Source organism: Paenibacillus sp. PK1-4R (assembly GCF_030369595.1).
Taxonomy (GTDB): Bacteria; Bacillota; Bacilli; order Paenibacillales; family Paenibacillaceae; genus Paenibacillus.
In genome coordinates, this window is record NZ_CP126535.1 from 1,826,766 (window position 1) to 1,844,544 (window position 17,779).

General features: G+C 44.1%; 22 protein-coding genes. 18 read left to right on the forward strand and 4 right to left on the reverse strand.

Annotation, left to right across the window (positions count from 1 at the left end; translation table 11 throughout):
* Positions 1–4 precede the first annotated feature (4 nt).
* The 4 genes from QNO02_RS07850 to QNO02_RS07865 are packed head-to-tail and all read left to right on the forward strand — an operon-like array spanning position 5 to position 2,532.
* Complete coding sequence (locus tag QNO02_RS07850; protein WP_243391489.1) at positions 5–517, forward strand: DUF4275 family protein; 513 nt, start codon at positions 5–7, stop codon at positions 515–517.
* A gap of 58 nt (positions 518–575) precedes the next feature.
* Positions 576–1,169 (forward strand): DUF4304 domain-containing protein, encoded by a 594-nt coding sequence (locus tag QNO02_RS07855; RefSeq protein ID WP_036610462.1) that lies wholly within the window; start codon positions 576–578, stop codon positions 1,167–1,169.
* A 42-nt stretch (positions 1,170–1,211) separates the two neighbouring features.
* Positions 1,212–2,219, forward strand: a complete 1,008-nt coding sequence (locus QNO02_RS07860; RefSeq protein ID WP_091033205.1) for a phosphotransferase — start codon at positions 1,212–1,214, stop codon at positions 2,217–2,219.
* A 19-nt stretch (positions 2,220–2,238) separates the two neighbouring features.
* A complete protein-coding gene (locus QNO02_RS07865) occupies positions 2,239–2,532 on the forward strand; it encodes an RNA polymerase alpha subunit C-terminal domain-containing protein (protein WP_091033202.1) in 294 nt (97 codons plus the stop codon).
* 19 nt (positions 2,533–2,551) lie between these two features.
* Here the strand turns inward: QNO02_RS07865 and QNO02_RS07870 are convergent, their stop codons facing one another.
* On the reverse strand, positions 2,552–3,496 hold the full coding sequence (locus QNO02_RS07870; RefSeq protein ID WP_091033199.1) for a hypothetical protein: 945 nt from the start codon (positions 3,494–3,496) through the stop codon (positions 2,552–2,554).
* 354 nt (positions 3,497–3,850) lie between these two features.
* On the opposite strand from QNO02_RS07870, the gene QNO02_RS07875 reads away from it, so the two are divergent.
* The 7 genes from QNO02_RS07875 (at position 3,851) to QNO02_RS07905 (ending at position 10,188) form a co-directional block, all read left to right on the forward strand.
* The gene (locus QNO02_RS07875) at positions 3,851–4,357 is read left to right on the forward strand and encodes a DUF2569 domain-containing protein (protein ID WP_165980128.1); all 507 of its coding nucleotides are present in this window, start codon (positions 3,851–3,853) and stop codon (positions 4,355–4,357) included.
* 118 nt (positions 4,358–4,475) lie between these two features.
* Positions 4,476–5,090: a histidine phosphatase family protein gene (locus QNO02_RS07880; RefSeq protein WP_091033191.1), complete on the forward strand. Its 615-nt coding sequence runs from the start codon at positions 4,476–4,478 to the stop codon at positions 5,088–5,090.
* Positions 5,091–5,350: 260 nt separating this feature from the next.
* Positions 5,351–6,007 carry a pyridoxine/pyridoxamine 5'-phosphate oxidase gene (locus QNO02_RS07885; protein ID WP_091033189.1) on the forward strand — a complete coding sequence of 219 codons (657 nt, stop codon included), beginning with the start codon at positions 5,351–5,353 and terminating at the stop codon, positions 6,005–6,007.
* 81 nt (positions 6,008–6,088) lie between these two features.
* The gene (locus tag QNO02_RS07890) at positions 6,089–6,664 is read left to right on the forward strand and encodes a GNAT family N-acetyltransferase (RefSeq protein ID WP_091033186.1); all 576 of its coding nucleotides are present in this window, start codon (positions 6,089–6,091) and stop codon (positions 6,662–6,664) included.
* A gap of 334 nt (positions 6,665–6,998) precedes the next feature.
* A complete protein-coding gene (locus QNO02_RS07895; protein WP_091033184.1) occupies positions 6,999–7,955 on the forward strand; it encodes a radical SAM protein in 957 nt (318 codons plus the stop codon).
* A gap of 209 nt (positions 7,956–8,164) precedes the next feature.
* Positions 8,165–9,178: a phosphodiester glycosidase family protein gene (locus tag QNO02_RS07900; protein ID WP_289391679.1), complete on the forward strand. Its 1,014-nt coding sequence runs from the start codon at positions 8,165–8,167 to the stop codon at positions 9,176–9,178.
* Positions 9,175–10,188, forward strand: a complete 1,014-nt coding sequence (locus QNO02_RS07905; protein ID WP_091033179.1) for a bifunctional glycosyltransferase family 2/GtrA family protein — start codon at positions 9,175–9,177, stop codon at positions 10,186–10,188. The genes QNO02_RS07900 and QNO02_RS07905 overlap by 4 nt, the downstream gene beginning before the upstream one ends.
* 151 nt (positions 10,189–10,339) lie before the next feature.
* Here QNO02_RS07905 and QNO02_RS07910 read toward each other — a convergent pair whose 3' ends face one another.
* From QNO02_RS07910 to QNO02_RS07920, 3 genes are read right to left on the reverse strand one after another with little or no spacing between them, the layout of a single operon-like run.
* Complete coding sequence (locus QNO02_RS07910) at positions 10,340–11,794, reverse strand: PTS transporter subunit EIIC (protein WP_289391680.1); 1,455 nt, start codon at positions 11,792–11,794, stop codon at positions 10,340–10,342.
* Between the two features lie 29 nt (positions 11,795–11,823).
* Positions 11,824–12,330 (reverse strand): PTS sugar transporter subunit IIA, encoded by a 507-nt coding sequence (locus QNO02_RS07915; protein ID WP_289391682.1) that lies wholly within the window; start codon positions 12,328–12,330, stop codon positions 11,824–11,826.
* On the reverse strand, positions 12,327–13,211 hold the full coding sequence (locus QNO02_RS07920; protein WP_240767954.1) for a PRD domain-containing protein: 885 nt from the start codon (positions 13,209–13,211) through the stop codon (positions 12,327–12,329). The genes QNO02_RS07915 and QNO02_RS07920 overlap by 4 nt, the downstream gene beginning before the upstream one ends.
* A 297-nt stretch (positions 13,212–13,508) precedes the next feature.
* On the opposite strand from QNO02_RS07920, the gene QNO02_RS07925 reads away from it, so the two are divergent.
* The 7 genes from QNO02_RS07925 (at position 13,509) to QNO02_RS07955 (ending at position 17,756) form a co-directional block, all read left to right on the forward strand.
* Positions 13,509–14,219: an AAA family ATPase gene (locus QNO02_RS07925; protein ID WP_289391683.1), complete on the forward strand. Its 711-nt coding sequence runs from the start codon at positions 13,509–13,511 to the stop codon at positions 14,217–14,219.
* Between the two features lie 50 nt (positions 14,220–14,269).
* Positions 14,270–14,764 carry a cysteine hydrolase family protein gene (locus QNO02_RS07930; protein ID WP_091033168.1) on the forward strand — a complete coding sequence of 165 codons (495 nt, stop codon included), beginning with the start codon at positions 14,270–14,272 and terminating at the stop codon, positions 14,762–14,764.
* Positions 14,765–15,208: 444 nt separating this feature from the next.
* Positions 15,209–15,730, forward strand: a complete 522-nt coding sequence (locus QNO02_RS07935; protein WP_289391684.1) for a GNAT family N-acetyltransferase — start codon at positions 15,209–15,211, stop codon at positions 15,728–15,730.
* Positions 15,731–15,754: 24 nt separating this feature from the next.
* Positions 15,755–16,165 carry a hypothetical protein gene (locus QNO02_RS07940; RefSeq protein WP_289391685.1) on the forward strand — a complete coding sequence of 137 codons (411 nt, stop codon included), beginning with the start codon at positions 15,755–15,757 and terminating at the stop codon, positions 16,163–16,165.
* Positions 16,166–16,315: 150 nt separating this feature from the next.
* Complete coding sequence (locus QNO02_RS07945) at positions 16,316–16,798, forward strand: hypothetical protein (RefSeq protein WP_289391686.1); 483 nt, start codon at positions 16,316–16,318, stop codon at positions 16,796–16,798.
* A 71-nt stretch (positions 16,799–16,869) separates the two neighbouring features.
* Positions 16,870–17,334, forward strand: a complete 465-nt coding sequence (locus QNO02_RS07950; RefSeq protein ID WP_289391687.1) for an NUDIX domain-containing protein — start codon at positions 16,870–16,872, stop codon at positions 17,332–17,334.
* Positions 17,335–17,375: 41 nt separating this feature from the next.
* The gene (locus QNO02_RS07955) at positions 17,376–17,756 is read left to right on the forward strand and encodes a hypothetical protein (RefSeq protein WP_289391688.1); all 381 of its coding nucleotides are present in this window, start codon (positions 17,376–17,378) and stop codon (positions 17,754–17,756) included.
* The last annotated feature ends 23 nt before the right edge of the window (positions 17,757–17,779 follow it).

The following is a 17,779-nucleotide window of genomic DNA, read 5'->3' on the forward strand; positions in this document are numbered from 1 at the left end:
GGTAATGATGATTCGAGATAAAATTAACGAGCTGCTGGATGCGTTACCCGAAATGGAACTGAACCGAGCATATTGGGGGATTGAGCGTATCCATCAGGAATATATGTTCAAGAAGAAATTGCAGGATAAAGGGGTTGTCGTATCCGAACTGTATGAGGAATCCGAAGGGATTGTACAGCAATGGGACAGCGTATTTGCCCATAATATCGATGATGTGGTCAAAGAGTCTATCCATTATAGCCAGTACAAGTGGCATATGTTCAGTTATGAACAACAGAAATGTCTGACACATGATGAAGCACGAGATGCTTTCGATGCCGAGCCGAAAGATGAAGTATATGTGATGTATGAAAGTGGTGGTTGGGTGCTTTTATACGAAAACGCGAATCGGGTCATTGCAGCGGATTTTGATTCGGAGCAGGATATCTATATCTTCGACCGAGCGTTTACATGGACGTACGTGTATACGCACGAATCCATGTGTGGCCCTTATTTTTATAAAATAGAACAAGCATGATTCTGAACAAAAAAGGGTAACAACGAATTAAATAAACTTTGCCTTGGGAGTGATATCAATGCAGGAACTTTTTAAGAAGATCATCAAAACAGACGTCAAACCCGTATTTGCCAAACACGGCTATTCGAAGAAAAATCTGAATTTCTACAAAGCGGATGGAAACCTCGCATATAAGTTCAACATTCAAAGAGCAAAGTATAACACCAGTAGACAAGTCCAGTTTTATGTTAATTGTGGTGTTCATTCCACCGAACTTGCGGAGTTGCATTCCGTTGGATTGAATGGAGACATATTGGAGTTCACATCTCATTTTACCTGCCGAATCAGAGAAATAGCCCCTTCCGCTCCGGCCCACTATACCTTAACGCCTGATATCGATCCAGACGCTTTATCGAAAGAACTGGTGTCACATTTGGAAGAGGGTATGTCATTCTTACACTCGCTAACAGGGGCCAGAGATATAGTCCATTATTATATGGATAAGACAGCGCTACATTTAAGCGAAGTAACCTTCCGTTTCCTGCTAAAAGCCGGCGATACGGAAGAAGCCAAGCATTATTTACAGCAACTGCACGCCAAATACGGAGCCGAAAAGCGCTGGACGATATTAGAAAAGAAATATGCAGCCGTTTTTGCCGAGTACGGAATGTAAGCTTTGCTCCAGACAAATAGCCAAAATGAGAGGGGATAACATATGAACGATACTCAATATAATTTAAATTTTGAGAAACTGTGTAATGAATTACAGCTTGGTGAATTGATCAGTTCGCCCAAACCGATTTCAGGTGGACTTCTTCATCGAATGTACGCCATTGAAACGACGCAAGCTAATTATGCAGTTAAGGCATTGAATCCCCAGATCATGATACGACCTGCTGCTGTGCAAAATTATATTAATTCAGAAAAAATAGCAGACGTGGCAGCTGAACATATCCATGCTCAACCTGCAAAAAGGTTAAAGGGTGCTTCTATACATAACATTGATAATCAATTCTATCTAATATTTGATTGGATTGAGGGTCAATGTTTGAAACAAGATGAAGTTACTATCAATAACAGTTCTCTGATGGGAACGATCCTTGCAGATATCCATAAAACGGATTTTAGACAACTAGAATTGGATAGTCCACAGGCGACTAATTCTAAAAAAATAGATTGGATGTTTTATCTGAACAAAGGAAAAAATGAGAATTCGGAATGGATTGAGATTTTGGATTCTAATATCAATAAGCTGTATGAGTGGAGCATGAAGGCTAAGAATTCATCTTCAATGCTAGCATTCAATAAAGTGATTAGTCACAGAGATCTGGAGCCTAAGAATGTGATGTGGAGACAGGGCATACCTATTATTATAGATTGGGAATCGGCAGGTTATATTAATCCGATGCATGATCTGGTAGAAACAGCTGTGTATTGGTCAGTAGATAGCGCTGGAAGTATAAACAAGGAGAGGTTCTTGGCTTTCATAGCTGGATATGAGAAGAGAGTGGGTAGTCTAACAGCGAATTGGGAAGTGGTTCTGGATAATGGTTTTGCTGGAAAGTTGGACTGGCTCGAGTACAGTCTTAAACGGTCACTGTGGATTGAATGTACGGACGTAGAGGAACAGTTAGTAGGAACATCACAAGTCATTTGGACTTTAGAGGCTTTAAAACAATACGAAAATATGATTTCAGATATTAAGATCTGGTTGAATACTTAAATTAGGGGGAGACACCCAAATGACAAACGATAAAGGAACACTCAGAACATGCGAACAAGGACATTCGTATTATAAAAAAAGTGACTGCCCAACCTGTCCAACGTGCGAAGCTGAACGTAAACCGACAGAGGGATTTCTAGCCTTGTTGTCAGCTCCCGCCAGACGTGCCTTGGAGAATGAAGGGATTACAACACTAATGCAACTTACGGAGTACACGGAGAAAGAAATCCTGATGCTGCATGGAATCGGGCCATCTGCCATGCCTAAACTGCGGAACGCATTGGAAAAAGAGGGATTGTCTTTTAAGAAATAACCCTCTTCAATCCTGTCATTTAATCCAAACCAGAAGCGGATGTAATCTCCTCCATCGTTACCCGATACAACAAGTTACCTTCACTAAGTAGCAGACGATGTTGGCGAAAATCTTGCCGTGCCTGCTTGAAGGGCTGATCATCTTCATTTAGGAAATCAATCTTCTGCCCCTTGCTCAATCTACCGGGTTTCTCCATTTTTTTTAGCACAAACGTCCCATGTTTACCGTACCCCGCATCAAACAAGAAATGATAACCATCCGTACTGAAGCCCGAGGAACCGGAGATGTTTGGATTCATGAATGTAACGTCGGGTTCACTGGTTCCCCCTGAGATACAACCGAGTTCAAAATCGGTATAGAAGTAGAACCAGACCTGCTTCTCATTCACCACATTGAGTGCGTAACAATCTGCAATGTCAGCTGCGCGGTTTTCGTACACTTTATTACCGTGCTCATCCCAGGCCAACAGACCGTTTGATCCAATTGGATCGCTCCATCCGTAGTTACCAAATACCCCTTCATCGAAGTAACTGGTCCAGATCGTTCCCTTCTCTGTGACCTGTACACTTTGGATACCGTCTCCCAACAGAAACTCGCGAAATGTATTTCCGTCCAGATCACACACTTTGGCATTCAGATCAAACTTTTCATTTCCGTAATTCGCACATCGTGCTCCGACGAGCAGCAGATGATCATGTAATGGTTGTACGTAATGATAATTAAACGTCTGCCCCCAGATGACAACTTCCTCGATAGTTTGATCTGTCACAATAAGCACTTTGTACGTATAGCTTTGCTTCAATTTACTTTGGACGAACATACCTCGCTCTCTTTCCGGGATCTGATTCATCAACAACACATAGACAAGGCCATCACCGCCCCACTGGGTGGAAACGATATCGAAGCCCTCGACATAATTTGAAATATCGGCAAAAGGCAGAAGTTTTACTTTAGGATTGGGCATATCCATATCCTCCTTTGTAGTCCAATGCAGAGTCACCACCTGTATCTGTATAGGATTATGACGTACGTGTACTTTGCTGAACATGGCGGAAGTATAGCGAAGGCCTTGTTTGCTTTCACAGTGTATGAGTACGATGTTTTGAAATGGATGTTGCGTCCTTGACACGCGTAGTACAATAAGGAAGTTGTGTAAAATTCTATATAGGAGGAGGGCGGAGAGGTCGCTATAAGAAGAGTGTGAAAATACATACAGCGCACGTGAAGTAACGGAGTGAAGCACCCGTAGATTCAATTGGCAATATTACGAGGAAGACTCATCTCAGAAAAACAAAACTACATAAGGAAGTGTTACAAGGTGGAACCACATATTCATGAGCAAAAAACAGACTACCGTCCACTAGGTGTATCGGGATTGGGTGGTTGGCTGATTCTCATCCAGATTGGATTATTTCTTACCATTATCCTGCTCGCAGTACAGTTGATGCAAAACACGTTACCAGCTTTAACACCCGAAATGTGGGACTTATTTGTTTCCAAGGACTCCGAATACTATCACGTTCTGTGGGGGCCATTAATTATTTTTGAAGCTATATATAATGTGGTCTTTTTATTGTTCACGATATATATAGTTGTGACTTTTTATAGAAAAAAAGCAATCTTGCCCCGGTTAATGATCATCTATTACAGTGTGAGTTTAGTGCTCTATATGGTTGATTATATACTCGTGCTACAGATTCCTATGATGCGAGAATTGGAAGATGGAAGTGGAATACAGGAGATTGTGAAATCTGTTATTAGTTGTGCCATCTGGATTCCTTATTTTATCAAATCCGAGCGAGTTCATAACACATTTGTAAGATAAATGGTAAGCAGGAAATACCCGATCTTGGATAGAAGCTATCTGAGGTCGGGTTTATTTTATATATACCGGGCTAGTCATACAGTGTAAAGGATATTGTTCATGAAAAGGAGGAGAGATCTTGAAAATTTATCTGGTAAGGCATGGGATGGATGAGGAAGGGTATCGAGGCGGATGGAGCGATCGTGGACTTACGGAACAGGGAATCAATCAATCCAGAAGACTGGGAGAGTATTTACATCATCATGCTGAGGAGTACAACATACATACGATCATTAGCAGTGATCTTCCTCGTGCAGTGCAGACAACACGGGAAATTGAGAAGAAATTACATATGCAGGCTAGCTTAATGAAAGATTGGCGGGAGATGAATAACGGAGATATGGCAGGCATGCTCCATAAGGATGCAGAAGAACATTACCCGGGAGTTTATTTCAACACCCTTGAGATGGATTCACCTTTTCCGGGAGGAGAAAGTCCAAGGGATTTTTATAACCGGATAAGCACATCTTTCGAGAGTCTTCTTAGAGATATGGAGGAACAAGCAGTCAAGTCTAATGTTCTGTTAATTACTCACGGCGGAGTGATTAATATTCTGTATTATCTGCTTGGAAATAGGGAGTGGAGTAATAAATCCAGCTTTTATCCCATGGACAACACCAGTGTACATACCGTTGAAAAGGGAAGGCATGGTTGGAAACTTAGCAACGCAAATGTGTTAATTCATCTTGATTAGTTGTTTACTATATAAATTGAACTGAACATTTACACAAAACGGAGAGGACAGAAAGGACCTGAAGAAGCGGAGCGTTCGCCTTTATCCCCGGATTTCCCCTTTATAAAAGGAATCAAAAAAATCTGGGGATAACAGCGATCGGAAGGTTGTTCTGTCATCGGAGTGTGCAGTGTAAATATTCTTTAGTTCAATTTATATAGATGCTAGATCATGAGCGGATAAGTCACCTTGATTAGAAAATAGAAGACGGAGGCGATGACATGAGTGATCAATCCATTTCACTGTTACAACATTTGAAGTCTTTATCCGGACCATTTCCAACATGGGATATGGGGCAGTTGCCGGAGCGGCCAGGTAAGCTATTTTTGGATTGGTTGAGAGTGGCGGTTGAGAACGAAGTGAAAGAACCTCATGCCATGACGATCTCGACCGTGGATCAAGATGGTTATCCTGATGCGCGGGTGTTGATTTTGAAAAACGTAATTGACGAAACGTTTTATTTTGCCTCCAGTTCGGAGAGCCGAAAAGGTCAGCAGTTGAAGGAGAACCCTCATGTGGCTCTCACCTTCTACTGGCCTTCCCTTGGAAGACAGATTCGGATAAGGGGAATTGCCGAAGATTGTGGAGATGAAGCGGGCGCTGATGATTTCCGCAAACGTTCAGCTGGAGCGAGAGCAGTTGCCATGACAGGACATCAGAGTGAGGTTTTGGATAGCGAGGAAGTACTTGATCGTTCCATCGAAGCTCAGAAGGAAAAGATAAGACGTGACCCCAGTGTTGTTACACCTCATTGGCGTTTATATGCCGTGAATGCACAAGAGGTAGAATTTTGGCAGGGAGATTCGGAGCGCAAGCATGTACGAGTCCAATATGTAAAGCAAGATGGGCAGTGGAAGACACTCAGATTGTGGCCTTAATTTTAGAAAAGATGAGTTAGGCAATAGTGACCGAACTGCTGTGTGTTTCTTTTTCCTAACAATCTGAGGGAGGATAAATCTATGAAAACGATTGAAAGTTTCTTCGAACCATTTCCGGTGTTGGAAACCGAACGGACGTTACTCCGGCCTCTTACCTATGATGATCTGGATGATATGTATAGTTATTGCGTTGTACCTGCTGTATCGGAGTTCACCACTTGGGACGCGCATCAGAGCATAGAAGATACAAAAGCTTTTTTAAATTTTGTCATGAGTCGCTATGAGACGGATCTAATAGGCCCATGGGGGATTGAAGATAAACACACCAAGAGGCTGATCGGTAGTTGTAACTATCTAGGGTGTGATAGCGATAACAGGAGAGTTGAGCTGGGATATGTGTTATCTGATCAATTTTGGAATCAAGGCTACATGACCGAGGTAGTGAAACGAATCATCCAATTTGGATTTGATGAAGTGGGGCTCGAGCGAATTCAGGCCAGATGTTTGGTGAAAAACACAGGTTCCGCCAAGGTTATGGAGAAGTCAGGCATGCAATTTGAGGGTATTTTACGGAAGTACATGCGGGTGAAAAATGAACTTCAGGATTTGAAGATGTATGCTATCGTAAAAGATGATTTCTATACTCGTGTTAAATAAAGAACGTGTTATTGAAAGTCGTATGTCATTTATCATGCTGGAGAGCCATGGATTTTCCTATAATCCTGAATTTATCAGTGGTACACAATAAAAGCAGAAGTAAGAAAGAGTTTGAATTGCTGCATCAAAAGGTCAAGGTATCCTATTTTATATTGTCTAATTTAATAATCATATGCCAAGCTCTGACCCATTCCCGATCATTGAGGAAATGGGTTTTATTTTTGTTTTCAGCAAGCAACGTACATAATGTCATATCGTGAACGGGGTGCCTTCCGCTATAATCTTCAAGTTATCCAAACATGAATTGAATGAAGGAACCAGGAGGTACAACGAATTGATATCCAAAAACAAATATAAATCACTCGAACTGGAGACCCCCGGCGTATATGAGCTGGAAGGGCTTGAGGTGGGAGTGACATCGAACTGCAATTATAAATGTGACTATTGCTGCGCCTACAATCGGGATGATGGAGCGTGCATCGATAGTCAGGAAGTCATCCGTATTATTAGTGAACTTCCTCGTCTCAAGCGAGTGCGATTATCCGGAGGAGAAGTAACACTGAAATACCAGGATTGCCTGGAGATTGTGATGTACTGTGCAGCACATGGCATTGATACACAATTGAACAGTAATGCCAGTCTGCTGACCGAAGAACGGATTCTTGCGTTGCGTGATGCAGGCTTGTCCAACATTCATATCTCGTTCAATTATACGGATGCGGATGCCTATGCTGCGTACTACCGTGTGCATCCTCGCATGTATGAGAGACTGGAGCAGAATATCCGTTTGTGTACGGAAGCTGGTCTGGAGACGGTGTTGGAAACGTTGCTGTTTAAAGGTAATCAAGCGAACATGCAGGCCATTAGCGATAAGGTGTATGATCTGGGTGTGCGCATCCATGAGATCCAGAACAGCATTAAGATGCCGCATACCGACTGGAGCCAGATTGTATCCAGGGAGTCTCTCGTTCGATCTGTAACGGAATTAATTGAACATAAGAAGCCAGATACAACGCTCTATTTTACCTGTATGGATCGGTTCGCTGAACAGTTGAATTTGCGTGAACAACCTGGTGTGTATTTCTCTAATTGTGTGGATGGCACGAAACAGCTGCACTTGCACGGCAACGGGGATATTCTCATCTGTGAGTTATGCCATCCTGTCGTGATTGGTAATATCTATAATGGAACGTCGTTGAAGGATATCTATGCCCAGCAGCCGCTGGCGTTAACTGAATTTTTGGAAAAGCGGCCTTGTCCCGCATACGATGCTCTTTTTGCAGACGCATAAAAGGAAGATCTGTTGAAGATATGTGATATGTATGTTGAACGAGATATATAAACGATAACAGTGACATTTAGGGTTATATAAACTGAAATTAAGGTGATCTGATTTCCTTACTAGGAAAACGGATGGCCTTTTTTGATATGGTTTCAGATTCATTTAAGCTACCCGGCCTAATATGGCCTTAAGAACTTAGATGAAGAGGTGAGCTTTACATGATGAAGATCTATGAGAAACCAACCCGGAAAGACCCAAATAAACGACCGATCTCCCCAAGAAAGCGCAGATGGCTCATCATCACACTTGTCATCGTGCTTGCGATAGGTGGAATCCTGTACAGCCTGGCTGACCGTTACCTGATCCGGCATGTGCAGGTGGTTGTGGCGGATGAGAACACGGCAACGGCAGCAACGAACAACGCGAATGATTCCACCAACACTTCAATCACAGCGACTGAGGTGAATGCAACGTCAGATGATTGGAATTATTCGAGTGATGATATGAAAGTCAGTATTGAAAAGGTACAGACTGGTTCAGGCTCGGATCAGATTACGTATTATGTCGCCGATGTTCAGCTAACAGATGCAAGCAGCCTGCGAACCGCGCTGGCAGACAACAGCTTTGGAACAAACATTACCGAGAATACGTCAGAGATTGCCGCAGCCAACAATGCGATTTTTGCCATTAATGGTGACTATTATGGATTTCGTGATGATGGTGTCATTATCCGAAATGGAACATTGTACCGGGACAGCCCCACGCGGGATGCACTTGCCCTGTTCAATGACGGAACGATGAAAACCTATAACGAGAACGAGATTTCTTCCTCGGAATTGCTGGCCGAAGGTGCAACCAATACGTTATCCTTTGGGCCCATTCTGATTCAGGATGGCGAGATTGTCAGTGATTTTAGCAGTGTGAAAATCGATAACAACTTTGGCAACCGCTCGATCCAAGATGCGAATCCAAGAACAGCGATCGGCATGATTGCTCCGAATCATTACGTCTTCGTGGTGGTGGACGGACGACAGGACGACAGCCGTGGCATGACCTTGGCAGAACTGGCTGATGTCATGAAAGGCCTCGGAGCAACCGAAGCCTACAATCTGGACGGCGGCGGTTCATCCACGATGTATTTTATGGGCAGAGTTGTCAATAATCCGCTAGGGCGTAACCAGGAACGTGGCGTAAGTGACATTTTATATCTGACGGAGGGACGAGGATCATGACGATATTAATTCCATCATATGAACCCGATGTGCGTTTACTAAATCTTGTTCTGCAGTTACAGACATTTAAACTTGGACCCATTGTGATTGTGGATGATGGCAGTGGACCCGGTTACCGTGGCATTTTTGAAACGGCAGAAGCCTATGGCTGTACGGTCCTGACACATCCCGTCAATCTGGGTAAGGGGAGGGCTTTAAAGACGGGCTTTCAGTATATTAAGGAGTTTGGACCACAGGGCGGTGTGGTGTGCGCAGATAGTGACGGACAGCATCTGCCACATGATATTAAGCGTATCTTCGAAGTACTTCTTGCACAAACGACACCAGGAATTGTACTCGGCAGCCGTCGCTTCAGTGGTAAAATTCCAGCACGTAGCCGTTTTGGCAACACCGTCACACGGGCGGTCTTTTCGCTCACGACAGGTACCAAAGTATATGACACGCAGACGGGTCTACGCGGTTTTCCTTACTCCATGCTGGACTGGTTGAACCAGATTCCCGGGGATCGGTTTGAATACGAGATGAACATGCTGTTAACGGCACACAAGGAAGGGTATGAGATTACGGAGGAGTTTATTGATACGGTGTATTTGGATCACAATGAGTCCTCCCATTTCCGCCCGCTGGTTGATTCATTCCGGATCTATATGCCAATCCTGATGTTCAGCACATCTTCGGTGCTGTCTGCTCTGATTGATTTTGGACTATTATTTGTTATTCAGTATTTCACACACAATCTGTTTCTGTCGGTTGTTGCAGCAAGACTATGCAGCTCCATCTTCAACTATACGATTAATCGGAAGTACGTATTTTCCGCTGGACGAACCTCGAAGGTTCGGCAGTCTTTGCCCAAATATTTCTCACTTGTCTTGCTGGTGCTGTTATTAAACTATGGTTTACTGTACTTTTATAATGAAAAACTGATTATTCCACTGCTCGCAGCCAAATTATTGACCGAGGTATCGATCTTTGTATTCAGCTATTGGGCGCAGCGCAGATTTGTCTATTAACACAGAGAGAGTGGCATATAGCTTGCTCTCTTTTTTTTCAATCAAAACCGTTTCAAAAGAATATCCTGCGCTTCTTGGTTAACAAAAAAGGTCGAGAACAGGGGGAAACATACCCTTGTTCTCGCCTTTTAAACTCACAGGAGGACGAGTGTTACATCAGCTTCTTAATCTCATCCTTCAGGATTTCGGACTGAGTGCCGAAGATGACCTGCACAGCTCCACCACCGAGCCTCATGACGCCGGAAGCGCCAAGCTGTTTGAGCGCCTGATCGTTGATGGCTTTGTCGTCCCTGACAACTAACCGGAGGCGAGTGATGCAGGCGTCAATGCTCTCGATATTATCTGTTCCCCCGATCTCGGCGAGCACTTTGCCAGCCTTGGTGTCGGCAGACGCTGCCACGGCGGAAGTATCAGTTGGGGGATCGGCATCATAAGCGTCATCCTCGCGCCCCGGCGTTTTCAGGTTGAATTTGACAATCATGAATCGGAACAGGAAATAATAGACGACCGCAAATGCGAGTCCTACCGGGATCAAGAGCAGCGGATTGGTCGACAGCTTCATGTTCACGAGGTAATCGATCAGACCTGCAGAGAAGGCGAAGCCCAGCTTAACATTCAGCAGGTACATGATCAGGGCCGCTGCACCGGTAAGAATAGCGTGCACCACATACAGCAGAGGCGCCGCGAACATGAAGGAGAACTCGAGCGGCTCGGTAATACCCGTTAAGAAAGAAGCCACCGCTGCGCCGATAAAGATCGAAGCGACCATTTTGCGCTTTTCAGGCCGGGCTGTATGAATCAAGGCTAGCGCCGCCGCCGGAAGAGCGAACATCATAATCGGGAAGAAGCCAGACATGAACATGCCTGCCGTAGGGTCTCCGTTGAAGAAGCGGGTCAGGTCGCCGTGCACGACTTCCCCGGCTGCATTGGTATAATCTCCAATCTGGAACCAGGCGATGGAGTTGAGGACATGATGCAGACCAAGCGGGATGAGTAGGCGGTTGGCGATCATAAACACCATGGAACCAACGCCGCCAAAGCCTACAATCCAGGCGCCGAAAGCGCCGATGGCATCCTGAATCGGGCTCCAGACCATGCCGAACAGGATGGCCAACACCAGCATGGAGCCGGCGGTGACCATCGGCACAAAGCGTTTGCCGGAGAAGAAGCCGAGCCAGTCAGGAAGCTTAATATTATGGTATTTTTTATACATATAGGCTGCAAGCAGTCCGGCAAATATCCCGCCCAATACGCCCATATCCAGCTTGACATCGTCAGGAATATAGCCGAATACACCTGGAACAGCTCCCAGAATCCGCGTCAGCACCATATAAGCGATCAGGGCGGAAAGCGCGGCGACCGCATCCCCCGCCAGTCCGATTGCCACCCCAATGGCGAAGATGAGCGCAAGGTTGCCGAAGATCGCCCCCGCTCCCTCATTCAGGAATGGAACTACATACTGATTAAGAAATCCCCCGATCACGGGACCGAGCGGAATGTCCTTTTCATAATTAAGAAGACCGAGGCCTTGAAGAATACCTGCCGCAGGCAGGGTTGCTACAGGAAGCATCAGGGATTTTCCCAGCTTTTGCAGTGATTTCAGCATATTGTTCTTCCTTTCTTTTTTGATTTAGGTTATTTGGACAAGCTGACTTTCATGATAGTTCCCATGCCTGCTTCTACGCTGCCATACTCCGGGTGCGACTCCCATGGCTGTTCAGCCGCATTCGCAACGATGACAGGGGTGATGACTGGATAACCGGCCGAAGCGATCGCATTCAGGTCAAATTCAATCAGAGTCTGACCGATAGTGACCTGATCCCCGGTCTGCACTTGGGGTGTGAAGCCCTGTCCTTGCAGGCTGACAGTATTGATACCGATATGCAGCAGCAGCTGCAGCCCGGAAGCATGCTCAATCATTACGGCATGGTGCGATTTGATCAGGTGCACCACAGTGCCGTCTATAGGGGCGACCAGCCTGCCTTCCTGGGGAATCATCGCGACTCCCGGTCCCATAAGTCCTTGCGCGAACGCTTCGTCAGGCACTTCTTCCAAACTGACGCAGGTTCCGGTGAGCGGGGAGGCGACGGATATTGTTTCAGATGTTTTGGCAGATTTGTTGTTTTTCCATTTCCAGATCATTGTGTGTTGTCCTTTCTGTTGTTGGTTTTGGCATGGGTTTGAAAAAGCCGGTATAAATGCATTGCGAGAAAAGCCGTTTCTTCCTCGGGCACTTCTGTACCCAAATCCTCGGCCATTACAGCGCTCAGTTTTCTGGCCAGCTGATATTCGGACGTATATTCATTTTTCACATATTGTGCGAAGGTGGGGGCCGTCATCGGCTGCTGATACAGGCGTTCCATGGAGAAGCGCAAGTGTATCATGAGTCTTGCCTGGCTAAGGCTGCCCTGATCAAAGCGAACGCCACCCTCCTCTTCAATAATCGACAGAAGCTTGCTGATCACATTGGATACCTTAACCAACTGTCCGACAGTGACGTGATTTACGGAGGAGTACACATGGTATGTCAGGAACCCGGCCTCATCCTCCGGTATCTCTACGCCAAAGGCCTCTCCGATCATGGCCGCCGCTTCCGAGGCGATTTCGAATTCTTTTGGAAAACTGAGCTTTGTCTCCGTAAGAAAAGGATTCAGAATCTCCATCCCGTTGCGGATACGATATAAGGTGAACTGAATATGACTCGGAAGAGCAAGGTAGATCTTGTCATTCAGCTTGCCGGGAAACTGATCAGCGATGAGACGGATAATTTGGTCAGAGATGTCGATGACATTGGGATCCAAGTCTTTCATCAGCTCCTGAGCCTGCCCCCATTCCTCCCGGTCTTCCAGCCGGAACCTTTTCTCAATCCGCGGATCATCGGACTGAACGGTGCTTTCCACCTTGAACGCAAATCCCAAACCTTTGCCAATCAGTACGTACTCCTTGGTATTCTGCTGCGACCGGGCCAGAACAATATTGCTGCCGACGACCCGCTCCACCTGCAGAACCATTCCTTTACTCACGGTTCACCGCCTCCTCGTTTCTAAAGTTAACGCTTTCATTCCTCCGGAACGCAAAAAGAGCCAAGAAGCGAGTATAGTCTCATGTTCGCTTCTTGGCTCATGCCCTCTGGGGTGGTAACACGCCAATTCATTTTATGTTTTCATCAGAACGTTCTTCCTACATAATATAAAAGCTGATCTGCCCCCGTCAACCATAATTTTGTCATCCGACTGTTCGTCGTTTAATATAGGGAATGTGTAAACGAAAAGGTACCTGCCGTAGTTGGAGCTAAATCTAACATGAATAGGAGTATGCCTATGTATCTTCGAAGTGTGGAACTCCTGTCGGCCAAGATCGAGAATCGGGACCAATATCCTTTTGACATCCCCGCGATCCGGTCCTTGGAACGATTGGAGCTCACGAATAACGTTACTTTTTTTGTAGGTGAAAATGGTTCAGGGAAATCTACGCTGCTGGAAGGCATCGCACATCAATGTGGCTTCAATACCGCAGGGGGTGGCAGGAATAATACCTATGAGACACATGCTTCGGAATCCTCGCTCGGGAATTATCTCAGGCTGGCCTGGTTGCCCAAAATAACGAATGGTTTCTTCATGCGCTCTGAATCGTTCTATCAATTCGCATCACATGTCGATGAGATGCCGGCATCGCTTCAATATTATGGCGGGCGTTCATTACATGAACAATCACATGGGGAGTCTTTTCTCAGTCTGTTCGTCAATCGCTTCAGTTCCAAAGGCATCTATCTGCTCGATGAGCCCGAAGCCGCTTTATCTCCAGCAAGGCAGCTCTCTTTATTGCGTATCCTTCATGATCTTTCGGGCACTTCACAATTCATTATTGCGACGCACTCACCTATTCTGCTCGGGTATCCGGGGGCGGAGATTTTAAGTTTTGACGATAACCATATTCAAGAGGTAACCTATGAGGATACCGATCACTACCAGATTACCCGCAGCTTTCTGGAGAACCGTGACCGGATGCTGAATGAATTATTTAAAGATTAAGTTGAGATGTGATACCAAGATTAATACTACATTTTATGAGGAGAGATTGGATGAAAGTAGGATTCATAATCATTGATATGCAAGAGAGTATTGTGCGGAAAAAGATGGACCAGAGATCGATAGACCATGCTTGCGAGTACATTAACCATGTAGCTAACGTGCTGCGCTCGAATGATCATGTGGTCGTTCACGTGCAGGATGTGGAGGGCATGGAGGAGACACCACCGGAAGAATATCGTATTATTCCCGAGGTAGATGTGAATGAGAAGGATATCACAGTTACCAAAGAAGCTTCCAATGCTTTCTGGCAAACTAATCTGGAGCAGGTTTTGAAGAGTCATGGAATTGAATTGGTGATTATCTCCGGGTTTGCCGCAGAGGAATGTGTTCTATTCACATACAACGGTGCGATGGAGCGAGGTTTCAGGCCGGTGATGTTGCAAAATGGAATTCTTAGCACACATCCCGAAGCGGTGACTTCAACGTATAGAGATCGAAATGTGATCTCATATCCTGTGGTTGATTATCTATATAAGTTCAACTAAAGAGGTTTACACTGAGCACTCCAATGACAGAACAACCTTCCGATCGCTGTTATCCCCAGATTTTTTTGATTCCCTTTTTAAAGGGGAAATCCGGTGATAAAGGCGAATGCTCCGCTTCTTCAGGTTATTTCTGTCCTCTCCGTTTTTGTGTAAAAAGTTTAGTTGAACCTATATAATTCAATAATTATTAGCTAAGTGTTAATGGATACTTGGTGAAAAATAAAGATAAGACCAATAATCGGACTCTGTAGGGAGTCTTTTTTTTTGCACAAATGTACACTTCCACTACGACAGTTAAGGTTACTCTATGGTTTAAACCAAACTTTGCCTATATCTGCTGTGGTTGAAAGGATATATTGAGAACAGGGCACAGCAAACGTGCTGTGGAATCGGTAAGGTTATGTATGGATCACTAGCCAACTCATTTACTAAGGGAGATGTGCAATGAAGATCAACGTACAAATTACGAGTGTTTTGGCAGAACAAAAGGAATTGTTTCTCAACCTGTACAACTTGTACTTATATGACCTGTCCGAATTTTCTGGTGAGGATCTGCTTGAGGAGGGGAAATATGATCCAACGAACACCTATCTATATCTGGAACGCGATGAATTACATGCGTTTTTGATTCAGTATGAAGGAAAGGTTATTGGATTCGTACTGGTGTGCTCACCTCCATATGTGCCGGAAGACGTGGATTATACCGTCCAAGAGCTGTTCATGGTGAAAAAGTATCGTGGACAGGGGCTGGCAGCACAAGCGGTTGACTTGGTTTTTGCTCAATTTGAGGGTACATTCAAAGTAGAACAGCTTGCTAATAATGCAGCCGCAGTTTCATTCTGGAAAAAATATTATGAGCAACATCAGATTGAATATACTGAGTCTGAATATAACATTGAAATTGACAACATCACTGGCACCCACCGGATTTTGTCCCAGACTTTTGTGCGTGAAAGAGAGAAATAATATTTAAATTAGAAGGTGATTAGTTTGTTCATTATCGTAGCAACCAAGGGGGATTTGAAGTGGGTTTCGGGTGTGTTTCAGACAGAAGATGTAGCTAGACAGTACATGGATCTTATACCTGAAGAGCTTAAGGGATACCAGAAATTCATTCAGATAGAGAACCTCACATATCCTTTTTATATTGTAGAGCGTCAGGCATCTCCATTTAGGTTTCTCGGTAAAGATGAAGTGAGTTCACTTTTCGATCATACGGATATATCAGAGGACGAAGATGAGGTGCACTTCAATATCTACATGGTGGATTCAGATTATAGACCAAAGAAACCTGGAACAGATTATATGGGAATACTGAGGCATGATCATGTGACCAATGAGTTTATAGAGATGTACCGAGAAGAAGGAACAGCGTTTCTGAGTAGACGAAGGATTTTATGAATGTAAGGAAGTTTTTTCACGCTCCTATTTGGCTTCTCCTAATTTGGGAGTTAGATAGGATCTTTTTCAATTTCCATTTACCAATACATGGGTTATGATGAATTAAGAGGAGTCTATGGGAGTGACGTGTAAGGGGGGAAGTACTTAGGTATGCCGAATCATCATTTTGTTATCGAAAACAAATCGCAAGTAGACGGGAATATTCATACCTACTACTCATGGGATTCACAAGGGAGAATACATGGAAGTGGATTAACCACAGAGAATCATGCGACCTTGGAAGACGAATTCATTGCGTACATCTATGATTCCCTTTGTTGGTTGGATACATGGAATCCATCTACCTGTATGCGGTGTAGTGGACTGAACAACTATGGAATAACCGTTATTGAAGAACAGGATGTTTTGTTGAAGTTTCATCAAATCATTCGGGCCTGGATCGATCTATTCAGCCATGCGGCGGATCCGATTGTTCTAACAGGGAGTTACTGTTTTGATGGAGAAGAACGGAAGGGCTGTCACGAAAAACTCGTGTACAACAAAGTTGAATTAATCAACGAATTAAACAAGCTTGCAAACATGGCAAAGTATGCTGAGGTAAATGGGAAATGTATTGTGCATTTTGGGATATGAATCAATAGAAAAGTTTCCTGATTAAAATCGTAAGCTGTTGAGAAGCAACTCAACAGAGAGGAGCAAGAGCAATGACTAGTCGTATTGTGGTTACGGGTGGAGCTATTATTCGAGATCATATGGGGAGAGTTCTGCTGCAAAAGAGATCAGATTATGGGGATTGGGGATTACCTGGTGGTGGTATGGAGCCAGGTGAACGAATCGAAGAAAACATGATTAGAGAAGTGAAAGAGGAAACAGGGCTTGAGGTGAGTTCTTATGAATTGGCCTCGATCTACACGGGTGAGAGGATGCACTATACGTATCCGGATGGAAATGAAGTAGTATTTGTAATGTTTTTATTTGACGTTATTGCGGAGTTGGAAGGAAAACTCTGTGATGATCAGGTAACTCTTTTATCTGAAGATGAACAAAAGGAGTCATTACAGCTTGTTTTTAAAAGTCTGGATGAGATTGATATTTCCACAATTAACAATGTGCAGAAGCCTATATTTGTAGACTTGAAGCAAGGAGAGTCTAAATTGCTACGCCAGTGATAGCGTTAATATAATAGTTCTAAATGAATAGAGGTTAGATCATGGTGAAAAACATGGCAATAATTCAACCTTTTATTCCAGCCTTTTCTGTTCAAAATTTGGAGTGGGTTGCTGGGTTGAATCTGTATATAAAACAAGACAAATATTATGAAAATATTTCGATAGCAGATATTACATTTTTAATGAAATTCTCCATTGTTACATATGAATTACTTTTTAGATTCACTAATATTGAAAATTTTCATTATAAGCCTCATGGTGTTCTAGTTCAGATAAGTGGGTTTAATATTAAAGATCTGAAAGACCACGGATATCATCCGATGAAATATTACGTTGAAGACTATGAGGACGGAATATTAGGATTTTATTGTGAGGATATTGAATTGATACATGTACAAGAGAGTGAGCACTTAGCTTTGTAAGTCATAGAACATCAAAGTTGAGC